The following is a 12,136-nucleotide window of genomic DNA, read 5'->3' on the forward strand; positions in this document are numbered from 1 at the left end:
ACTGAGCCCTCCAACCTTTCAGAACCTTTCAAAACCACCAAAACCTTTCAAAACCTATTTAAAGATGATTTCCCTCGAACATATATCGAAATGGTACGACGTCGGCGGCAGGCCCTCGTTCGTACTTAAAGACATCAACCTCGACGTGCGGGAGGGCGAGTTCCTTTCCATCATGGGCCCGTCGGGCTCGGGCAAGAGCACGCTCCTCAACATTATCGGCACGCTCGACAAGCCCAACGAGGGCCGCTACACCTTCGCCGGCCACGACGTGTTCGGGCTGAAAGAGAAGCAGCGGCACGAGCTCTATAAGAAGAACGTCGGCTTCATCTTCCAGGCCTACCACCTCATCGACGAGCTCACCGTGTACGAGAACATCGAGACGCCGCTGCTGTACCAGGATGTCAAAAGCTCCGAGCGGAAGGCCATCGTGGCCGACCTGCTCGACCGCTTCGGCATCGTGGGCAAGAAGGACCTCTTCCCGCACCAGCTCTCCGGCGGGCAGCAGCAGCTGGTCGGCATCGTGCGCGCCATCGTGGCCCGCCCGCGCCTCCTGCTGGCCGACGAGCCCACGGGCAACCTGTCGTCGCAGCAAGGGGAGGAGATCATGCAGCTGTTCCGCCGCCTCAACGAGGAGGACGGCGTCACCATTATCCAGGTCACGCACTCCGAGCGCAACGCCGCCTGGGGCGGGCGTATCGTCCACCTCCTCGACGGGCGCGTGTCCGCCATTTCCCAACCGCAATCCCAACCGGTATGACCCTGCACCGTGTATTTCTACTGATCGTATTTGTACTGGCCGCCCGCCTGGCCGGCGCCCAGACCCTCACCCTGCAGCAATGCATCGACACCGCGCTGGCGCGTAACCTCGACGTGGCCCGCACCGCCCTAGGTGCCGAGAGCGCCGAAGTGCAGCTGCAGCAGGCCCGCGGCGCCCGCCTGCCCAACCTGACCGGCGATCTGTACCATGCCTTCAACCAGGGGCGGGGCATCGACCCTACCTCCAACGGGTACGTGAACCAGAGCCTCAACTTCGCCAACTACCAGCTCAATTCGGGGGTGGTGCTGTTCAACGGCGGCGCCCTCCGCCAGACGCAGCTGCAGCGGGCTGCTGCCTGGGAGGCCGCACGCCTCGAGGTGCAGCAGGCAAAAGACTTCCTGGCCATCAACGTGATCACCGCCTACCTGCAGCTTCTGATCAACGAGGACCTGCTGCAGGCCGTGACGCGCCAGGCCGAATTGAGCCGCCAGCAATACGAGCGGCTGGAGCTGATGCACCGGCAGGGCGCCATCCGGCCCTCCGAACTGTCTGACATGAAAGGGCAGTGGATGGCCGACCAGCTTGCCATCAGCAATGCCCGCAACGCCCTGGAAACGGCGCGCCTGGTGCTGGCCCAGCTCCTGAACAAGCCCTACCACACGGGGCTCACCGTAGCCCGGATCGACACCAGTGCCTTCCGCGAGCCGTACGGCGCCACGGTGGCCCAGGTGCTGGAGGAGGCGTCGGGGCAGTTCCCGAGCCTGAAGGCGGCGGGGCTGCGCACGGAAAGCGCGCGGCACGGCATCCTCTCGGCCCGCGGTTCCCGCGCCCCGGTGCTGTCTGTAGGTGGGGGGCTCGCTACAGCCTATTCCAGCGCCGCGCGCGACGGCAGCGGCAAGCTCTCGTACAACAGCCAGTTGCGGAACAACTTCTCGACCACGGTAGGCGTGGGTCTCACGGTGCCGCTGTTCAACCGGCTGCAGGGGAGAAGCCGGGTGCGGCTCGCCGAGATCGAATGGAAGGCCACCCGGGTGCAGGAGGCGCTCGTGACCCAGCAGCTGCGGCAGCAGGTAGAGGCCGCCTGGCTCAACCTGACCAACGCGGGAGACCGGCTCGGGCTCCTCGAGACGCAGGCCGACGCCTATGCCGAATCCTATGCCGCCGCCGAAGTCCGCTACAAGGCCGGCGTGGGCACCTCGGTCGATTACCTGATCGCCAAAGACCGGATGGACCGGGCGCGGATCGGACTGATCATGGCCCGGTACGACTTCGTGCTCCGGAAGCAGGTGCTTGACTACTTCCGTGGAGCGGGAAGACGGTAAAAGCGTCCAAGTTTTCCACAATTTTTCAGGTGGGCCCGACGGGCCCGCCTTTTTCGCCTGCAGGCGGGCGGGTGGGGTAGGGATTTGTCACATAGCGCTTTCCACGGATGAGCCTGCGTAGTTTTACGAAGGGTGTCGCAAATACACTATGCCCCTTCTATTAAGTATAAATGCTTAAATTCACCCTATAGATAGGGGGATTAGAGAGGAATTAGTGTTAATAAAACCAAACTCTAATCTTAAAGAAGTCTGAAATTTCGGTAGATTGCGCAGTCTTTTTTAACGAATACTCCTATCCGAACAAGAGACCGGCTGACCGGAAAGAATTACCGAGACTGACCTAGAGAACCGACCGAAGCGACCGAATAGTGCACACTAGCTAAGTACGAGAGAAAGAAACAAAACCGGATGGCCCCCCGCCAGCGACCGTCTTTTTGCCGGTTATGCGCCGACCCCTTTTCCCCCGTTGTAAATAACGGACGTAACTATTGCTTGAAACGCTTTTTATACTTGATCTATACCGACATGGCTATGAGAAAATGTCTACCTGTCTTCGTGAAACGAAGCTTTTTCCTGATGATGGTTCTGCTGGGCAGCCTTGCCCGACTGGGTGCCCAGACCGATATCCAGATCGGTACGGGCGCAGCCGGTAACGGGCCGACCACCTACCCGACGCCCATCGCCGACTATTTCGAGGGGATGCGTGCCCAGTACCTGTACCGGGCCTCTGAGCTCATTGCTGCCGGTATGTCGCCGGGCAACATCACATCCCTGAAATGGAACGTGCTGACGGTGAACACGGATGTGGACCCGGGCGCGCCGCCGATCGAGAACTTCACGATCCGGATCGGCACCACCGCAACCGCGTCCCTCACCAACAACACCTGGGAGACGGTCACGAACACGGTGTATACCAATGCTTCCTACACCAACACCACTACCGGCTGGAATGCCTTTAACTTCAGCGCACCGTTCTTCTGGAATGGTGTTGACAATATTGTAGTGGAGGTCTGCCATGGCGACCCGGGCAACGCCGGGGCCGACTTCTGGACCAGCAATACCATCGTTGCCTGGACCACGGGCCTCGCCTTCAACGGCTCCCACACCCGCGTTGCCGACAACCTCGGTAACCTTTGCGGCACTACCGTTACCACCAACACCGGGACGCAGACGACGCGTCCCAACATCATTTTCACCTATACCCCAGCCGCCGCCTGCGCCGGCGCTCCCACGGGCGGTACCGCCACTTCCAGTACCGCGGTGGTTTGCCTGGGCACCCCCTTCACGCTGACGCCCTCGGGTACCTCGCTCGCTACCGGCCTTACTTACCAGTGGCAGTCCTCGCCCAATAACATGGATCCCTGGACCGACATCGCCGGTGGCGACGTCTACAGCTTCACCACTACGCAGTTGACCACGACCTACTACCGCCTCAAGGTGACCTGTACCAACGCCGGCGGCAGCTCCAGCTTCTCGTCGAGCGTGCTGGTGACGAGCCCTGCGGCCGTATCGGGTACCTTCACCATCAACAACGCCCTGCCTACCGGCGGCACCAACTTCACCAGCTTCAACGATGCCTATAACTATATCAAGTGCGGCATCAGCGACGACGTGATCTTCAACGTGGCTCCCGGCAGCGGTCCGTACAACGAGCGCCTGGAGATGATCGCCGTGCCCGGCGCCTCCAGCGTCAACACCGTGACCTTTAACGGTAACGGCGCCACCATCCAGTCGATCGGCACGGGCGCGTCCCGCGCGGTGATCCGCCTCGACGGCGCCGACCACATCACGTTCAACAACCTCGTGATCACGGCCACCAGCACCGCAGCGGCCGACTTCGGCTATGGCGTGCAGCTGCTTAACAACGCCGACTCCAACACGGTGGCCAACTGTACGATCAACATCAACACCACCAACACCAACACCAACTACGCGGGTATCGTCATGAGCGGCTCGGCCACCTCGGCTACCGCCACCGGCGCCACGCAGTGCGACTTCAACACCTTCCGTAACAATACCATCATCGGCGGCTACTATGGCATTACGATCGTAGGTAGCGCTACCGAGGCGGTGATGAACAACCGTGTGCTGAACAACCGGATCCAGGACTTCTACTTCTATGGCGTGTACCTGAACGGCAACTTCAACACGCAGGTGGACTCCAACGTGATCAGCCGCCCGACCCGTGCCACGGTTTCGACCTTCAACGGGGTATATATGACGGGCCTCAGCACGAGCGTCGACATCACGCGCAACACCTTCACCAATCCCTACGGCGGCGCCCCCGCCAGCACGGGCACTTCCTACGCAGTATTCATGACCGGCGTGGACGCGCTCGGCACCCTGGAGAACGTGATCGCCAACAACCTTGTATACAATATCACCGGCACGGGCGATGCGTACGGCTTCTACAACACGAGCTCCGACAACGTCTTCTATTACCACAACACCATCGTGCTCGACGGCACCGGCAGCAACACCGCGGTGACGCGTGGCTTCTACCAGACCACGAGCGCTGCCGGCATCGAGTTCCGCAACAACATCGTGGCCATCAGCCGCGGCGGCAACGGCACCAAGACGGCCATCTTCTTCAACACGGCGGCCAGCACCATCGTGTCGAACCGCAACGACTTCTACATCACTTCGACCGGCGGCATCAACCAGGTCGGCAGCGTGGGCACCACGGGCGCCGCTACGCTCGCTGCCTGGCAGGCCCTTTCCACGCAGGATGCCAACTCGGTAACGACGAACCCCGTGTTCACGGATCCGCTGAACGGCAACTTCAAGCCTACGAGCGCTTCGGTGAACGACCTGGGCACGCCCGTCGGCATTACGAACGACATCCTCGGCGTGACCCGCGATCCGAACTTCCCCGATATCGGTGCGTACGAGTTTGCGCCGCTGCCCTGTACCACACCGCCCACGCCCGGCGTCGCCGCCGTGTCGACTACCCCGGTGTGCGTGAACAACTCCGTGCAGCTGTCCCTCTCGGGCAACTCCACCGGCCTCACACAAACGTATACCTGGCAGACCTCGCCCACCGGCGACCCCGCCTCCTTCGTGTCGATCGGTAACGCGCTGACGAACCCCGACACGACGATCCTTTCTTCCACGACGCTGTACTACCGCGTGGCCGTGACCTGCGGACCGAGCACGACCTTCTCCACGGCGGTGCTGCTGACGGTGAACCCTGCCCTGCCTGCCGGTACCTATACCATCAACTCGGCCGCGCCTACGGTGCCCCTGGTGAACTACACCAGCTTTGCCGATGCGAAGGCCGCCTTGGCCTGCGGCATTACAGGTTCCGTTGTCTTCAACGTGCTCCCGGGCGCCAATGCCGGCATCTACAACGAGCAACTCGTGCTCAACGCGGTGCCCGGTACCTCGGCTACCAGCACGATCACGTTCAACGGCAACGGCAACACGCTGCAGTTCCTCTCCACCACGAACGACGAGCGCGCCACCATCAAGCTGAACGGCACCGACTACACGACCTTCAACAACCTCGTGATCCGCGCCCTCGGCACCGCCACCACCGAATACGGCTACGGTGTGCAGCTGATGAACAATGCCGACTCGAACACGTTCAACGGTTGCCAGATCTTCGTGAACCCCACATCGACCTCGCTCAACTTCGCCGGCATCGTGATGAGCAACTCCGCCACCTCGGCCACCACCACGGGGGCTACGCTGTGCGACGGCAACAAGTTCAACAACAATACGGTAACGGGGGGCTACTACGGCATCACGCTCGTGGGCAGCACCACCGACGCGGTGCAGCACAACGAGGTGACCAATAACCGCTTCGTGAACTTCTACGCCTACGGTGCTTATCTGACAGGTAACTCCAATACGCTGATCCGGAGCAACGACTTCAGCAACCCGGGCCGCACCACGGTGACCACCACCTACGGCATCTACGCCACGGGCCTGAACACCAGGCTCCTGATCGACAAGAACCGCATCCACGACATCATGAAGGGCGCTCCCACGAGCACCTCGGTCACCTACGGTATCTACTTCACCGGGGTGGATGCCCTCGCCGGCCTCGAGAACATCGTGAGCAACAACGCCATCTACGAGTTCTACGGCAACAGCGACCAATACGGTATCTATAATACATCGTCCGACAACGTGTGGTACTACCACAACACCATCGCGCTGAACGACCAGACCGCCAGCTACTCCACCGCCGACTGGACCCGTGGTTTCCACCAGGTGACCACCGCCACCGGCCTTATCTTCAAGAACAACAACATTTCGATCACCCGCTCCGGACAGGGCACCCGCCAGGCGGTCTACCTGTCTACAGCGGCCACCACGATTGAGCTCAATAACAACAACTACCACGTCGTAGGCACGCCCACGACGAGCTATGTAGGCTTCAACGGCGCCAACCAGCTGACGCTCGCCAACTGGCAGGCCGCCACCGGCCAGGACGCCGCTTCGTATGCCCTCGACCCGCTCTTCACTTCGCCGGCCACCGGCGACCTGAGCCCGCGCCACCCGGTGCTCGACAACCGAGGCACCCCGATCGCCGGCATCACGCTCGACATCACCAACCAGGCGCGCAGCCTCGTTACCCCGGATATCGGCGCCTTCGAGTTCGCCATCCCGGCATGTACGACTCCGCCCGTTGCCGGCGCTGCCGCCGCCGTGCCCAACACCGGCATCTGCATGGGTGCCCGCATCGCCCTCAGCGTAACGGGTAACTCCTCCGGCTCCGGTCAGACCTACCAGTGGGAATACTCCGTGACCGGCGCTCCCGGCACCTGGCTGCCCCTCGGCTCGTCGATGATGTTCCCCGACACGACCATCGAGGCATCCGTTAGTCAATTCTACAGAGTGGCGGTGACCTGCTCCGGCAACACCACCTATTCGACCTCCGCTCAGGTGACCCTGAACCCGGCCTTCCTGGGTGGGGTGTACACCATCAACCCGGCACTGCCCGCCGCCTTGCCCAACTTCCAGTCGTTTGCCACCGCGGTGGCGGCCATGGAGTGCGGCATCACCGACGACGTGACCTTCCTGGTGGCCCCGGGTACGTACACCGAGCAGATCCGCATCCGCAACATCGCCGGCACCTCGCCCAACGACCGCGTCACCTTCAAGGCGGCCAACGGCATTCCTTCTTCGGTAACCCTGACCAATGCCGGCACGGCCACGGCCAACTATACCCTGCAGCTCGACTCGGCCTCTTACATCACGTTCCGCGATATGACCATCGCCGGTACCAACAGCACCAACGGACGCGTAATCGAGCTGGCCAATACCGCCTCCAACGACAGCCTCCACAACCTGATCATCAGCGCACCGGTGGCAACAGGTACCGGTACCGGCGTGGTCGGTATCTACTCCGGCAACCTGCGCGGCGGTAACCACGTGATCGATTCCAACAGCATCAGCAACGGCGTCTCCGGTATCTATATCGTAGGCGTCACCGGCTTCCAACCGAACGGCATCAAGGTGTCGAACAACACGGTGAACGGCGCCCACTACTATGGCATCTACCTCGGCACCCAGTGGAACACGCAGGTGATCGCCAACACCGTGAACCGCGCCGCGCCGATGAACGCCACCAACTACGCGATCTTCCTCACCAACGTAGACTCCAACTACCAGGTGCAGCGCAACGTCATCAACCTCGACGGCGTTACCGGCACCGGCTATGGCCTCTACCTGACGCTTTGCGACGCCCGCCTGAACGATACGGCCCGCGTCACGTCCAACGTGATCAAGGCCCTCACCGGCAACACGGGCACGCTCTACGGCATGTACCAGAACGCGAGCACCAACAACTACAGCATGAACAACGTGATCGTGCTGAGCACTACCGGCACGACCTCGCATGGCCTGTACAGCACCGGTGGCTCCAACAATCACTATTACAACAACTCGGTACACAACCTGTCGCCCAACGGCACCGCCAACAACGCCGCGTACTTCAACCACAGCGGCGGTACGTTCGGACCCGTCGACATCCGCAACAACGTGTTCGCGCACAGCGGTGGCGGCCGTGCGATGGAAGTGGCCAACGGCAACAACATCTACTCCGATTACAACCTGCTTTATACCTCCGGCGCAACGCTGGTGCGCGCCGGTGCCAACAACCGCGCCACCCTCGCCGACTGGCAGGGCAACGAATACTGGGACCTCACGTCGATCGTGATCAAGCCGGAGTTCGTTTCGAACACCGACCTGCGTCCGGACGTGAACGTGGCCAACGTATGGGCCATGCACGGCCGCGGCGTACAGATCCCGGCCAGCTGGTATGACTTCAACGGCGCTCCGCGCCCGACCACCCTCACGACGGGTGTGCCGGACCTCGGCGCCTACGAGTTCTTCCCGGCCGTGGCGCCCCCGGCCCTGACGCCGACGCCCGCCGTGGCTGCCCCCGGCACGAGCCAGTACTTTATGTTCGGTACCGACACGGTATCGCGTGTGACCTGGAACGCCAACTCCACGGTGCCCACCACGATGACCCTGCGCCGCTACTCGGGCGTGCTGCCCACGGGCCTCGCACCCACCGACCGCAGCATGTATTATTACAACCAGATGGAGACGACCGGTGGCGGTACCTCCAACTTCAACCTGAAGAACTTCTATGTAGAATCCTGGCTTGGTTTCATCCCCGCCGAAGGCTTTATCCGCACCGGCCGCACCAACAATACCGGCACCTGGATCATGGAAGAGCGCACCACGCTCGATACCCTGACCAACTGGTACAACCGCGATTCGCTGTCTTATATGGACCGCTTCACGGGCCTCATGGGCAATGCGCTCATCGCCAACCCCGGCGGCATCTACCAGGTGCAGGTGGACTCCTCGAACCGCGGCAAGCGCTTCTGGGTAGCCTACCAGCGTGGCTATGACTTCTTCTCCGGCAGCAACAACCAGAACATGCTGCTGTACCTCGGCACCGATGCCCAGCCGGCCACGGTTACCGTGAAGGTGAAGGGTACGAGCTGGGTACGTACGTACAACATCCCGGCATTCACCGCGATCACTTCCGACCGGATCCCGAAAGGCGGCATGATCGACGCCCGCCTCCTGGCCGAAGGCCTCTACGGACGCGGCATCTCCATCGAGAGCGACGTTCCCATCACGGCCTATGCGCACATCTACAACGGCTCCAACTCCGGCGCCTCGATGCTGCTGCCGGTGGGCACCTACGGCTACGAATACTATACGCTGAGCTCCCGCCAGTACTATTCGTCCGACAACAACAGCGTGTTCTACGTGATCGCCGACCGCGACAACACTACGATCGAAATCACCCCGGCCAACCCCACCACCACGGGCCGCCCCGCAGGCGTTCCCTTCACGGTAACGCTGAACGCGGGTGACGTGTACCAGGTGCTCGGTGCTACCATCGATGGCTCCAACGGCTACGACATGACCGGCTCCAAGGTGAAGTCGCTCCCCAACGCCGACGGCAAGTGCTGGCCGATCGCCGTATTCGCCGGTTCTACCCGTACGGCCATCTCCTGCGGCAACAGCACGGGCTCCAACGGCGACGTGATCATGCAGCAGGTGTTCCCCTACCAGGCCTGGGGCAAGAGCTTCCTGACGGCGCCCACTTCGCAGGGCACTGCCGCCTCGAGCTTCATGACCAATATCTACCGCATCCTCGTCAAAGACGCCACCACGCAGGTACAGGTTAACGGTGCGCCGATCGCGGTGCCGCTGCAGAACGGCCGCTTCTACCAGCTGGAGAGCGCAGACGCACTGCAGATCACCACCGACAAGCCGGTACTCCTGGCCCAGTTCATGGCCTCTTCGGGTTCTACCTGCCCCGGTAACACCGGCGACGGCGACCCCGAGATGTTCTACCTGAGCCCCGTGGAGCAGGCTGTTAAGTACGCCGCCTTCTACCGCAACGACGAATTCAACATCGACCAGAACTACCTCACGCTCGTAATCCCGAACGGCGGCCTCGCCACCCTGTCGATCGACGGTGTGCTGCACAGCGCCGGCGGCTTCGACCACACCTATGCGCACTTCCGCCCCGGCTACTCCGTGGTGATCAAGCGCTGGGCAGGTACGGCCGGCCAGAGCATCGTCCGCTCCGACTCCGCCTTCACCGGTATCGTGTACGGTACGGGCTCCGTAGAGAGCTATGGCTACAACGTAGGTACGCTCGTCAAGAACCTTAATGGCGTGCCCTCCATCACCAATACGCTGGCGAGCATCCCGGGCAACAGCCCCTACACCTGCGCACGCGCTCCGTTCCAGTTCACGATCCAGGTACCGGTACAGCCGACTTCGATCACCTGGCAGTTCAGCGCCGTTCCGGGCATGCAGCCCAACCAGGACGTAGTGCAGAACAACCCGATCCCCTCCGGCACCGTGATGATCGGCGGCCAGATGTTCTACCAGTACACCGTGCCGACCAACTACGTAGTGAACAACGCCGGTACCTACCTGGTTCCGATCCGTTACACGCACCCCGAGATCGAAGGTTGTAACAATACGGCCGAGACGACCTACCCGCTCTCCGTTCGCGAAGCACCCCAGGTCGACTTCAACAACAACCAGGCAATCTGCGCCGGCTCGCCCATCACCATGACGGGTGCGGTGCTGACCTCGGCGACCCCGGCCAACACCTGGGCCTGGACGATCAACAACGGTACGCCTGCCACGGCCACCACGCAGACCGTGACGGCCAACTTCCCGGCTGCCGGTACCTATAACGTCAGCCTCCGCGTAACGTCCACCGACGGTTGCGTGGGCGACACGACGAAGCAGGTGACGATTAGCCCGCTGCCGACCCTGGCCATCACGGTAGACACCGTGCAGGTGTGCGCTCCGGCCCCGGCAGTGTTCACGATCCAGAACCCCGATGCGGGCCTCACCTATAGCTGGTATACTACGCTCAGCGGCGGCACGGCCATCGCTACGGGCACCACCTTCACGGCACCCGCCGGCACCGGTTCGGTATACTACTACGTAGAGGCTTCCAACGGCGTTTGTACCTCGCAGCGTAAGATTGTGAAAGCGGAACAGAATACGGCTCCTGTGGTAACGGTGGCCAACGCCAACCTGTCGGTCTGCTCCGGCACCCCGGCGACCTTTACGATCCAGAACCCGGTTGCCGGTGCTACCTACAGCTGGTTCAGCGCCGCTACCGGTGGCACGGCCCTCGCTACGGGTACGGCCTATACGCCCACGGTCACCACGGGTACGTCGACCTTCTATGTAGAGGGTACCAGCAATGGCTGTACGAGCTCGCCCCGCGTACCGGTAACGGTAGCGGTGACGGCAGCCCCGGCAGTGACCCTCGTGGAAGACACGATCGGTGTATGCGCCGGCACGGCCGCTATATTCCAGATCCAGAACCCGGCAGCGGGCGCCACCTATACCTGGTACAGCGCTGCCACCGGCGGCACAGTCCTCAGCACCGGCACCTCGTTCACCGCGCCGGCCACCACGGGCAGTGTGACCTACTACGTGGAGTCCTCGCTCAACGGTTGCACCAGCAACCCGCGCACCCCGATCGTTGCCCGCCTCACCGTACCGCTGCCGACGCCGGTAGTAACGGCCCAGAACATCGGCGTGGATTCGATCCGCTTCAAATGGAACCCAGTTCCGGGCGCGGCCTCGTATGAGGTATCGCTCAACAACAGCGGTGTATGGACGGTTCCCTCGACGGGCCCGACCGGCCTCTCGCACCTCGTGACCGGCCTGACGCCGCTGCAACTCGTAACGCTGAACGTGCGTGCCCTCGGCACCACGGCCTGCGAAACGAGCGGCATCGGGAACTTCGCCGAGCGTACGCTGGGTGACAATATCTTCATCCCGAACTCCTTCACACCCAACGGCGACGGACTCAACGATGTGCTGCGCGTATATGGCGGCGGCATCCGCGAGATGAGGTTCTATGTCTTCAACCAGTGGGGTGAGAAAGTGCATGAATCCACCGACCCGACCCGCGCCTGGGATGGTACCGTCAAAGGCAAGGCCCAGCCCTCGGGTGTGTATATGTATGTGAGCCGTATTGTGCTGGCCAACGGCAATGTGCTTGAACGGAAAGGTTCCATCAACCTCATTCGCTAAT

Annotated in this window: 3 protein-coding genes; all 3 read left to right on the plus strand. The window is 62.1% G+C overall.

Annotated features, from left to right (window positions below):
• The first annotated feature begins 64 nt into the window (after positions 1-64).
• The 3 genes from ABD937_RS06625 (at position 65) to ABD937_RS06635 (ending at position 12,135) form a co-directional block, all read left to right on the plus strand.
• On the plus strand, positions 65-757 hold the full coding sequence (locus ABD937_RS06625) for an ABC transporter ATP-binding protein (protein ID WP_345254458.1): 693 nt from the start codon (positions 65-67) through the stop codon (positions 755-757).
• Complete coding sequence (locus tag ABD937_RS06630; protein WP_345254460.1) at positions 754-2,079, plus strand: TolC family protein; 1,326 nt, start codon at positions 754-756, stop codon at positions 2,077-2,079. Before ABD937_RS06625 ends, ABD937_RS06630 begins: the two co-directional genes overlap by 4 nt.
• A gap of 576 nt (positions 2,080-2,655) precedes the next feature.
• Complete coding sequence (locus ABD937_RS06635) at positions 2,656-12,135, plus strand: Ig-like domain-containing protein (RefSeq protein ID WP_345254462.1); 9,480 nt, start codon at positions 2,656-2,658, stop codon at positions 12,133-12,135.
• Position 12,136 lies beyond the last annotated feature (1 nt).

The organism is Flaviaestuariibacter amylovorans (assembly GCF_039541815.1).
GTDB lineage: Bacteria > Bacteroidota > Bacteroidia > Chitinophagales > Chitinophagaceae > Flavisolibacter > Flavisolibacter amylovorans.

Bases quoted from the DNA above. Each gene is read 5' to 3' on its own strand.
- ABD937_RS06625 (WP_345254458.1), top strand. From the start codon at position 65: ATGATTTCCCTCGAACATATATCGAAATGGTACGACGTCGGCGGCAGG.
- ABD937_RS06630 (WP_345254460.1), top strand. From the start codon at position 754: ATGACCCTGCACCGTGTATTTCTACTGATCGTATTTGTACTGGCCGCC.
- ABD937_RS06635 (WP_345254462.1), top strand. From the start codon at position 2,656: ATGATGGTTCTGCTGGGCAGCCTTGCCCGACTGGGTGCCCAGACCGAT.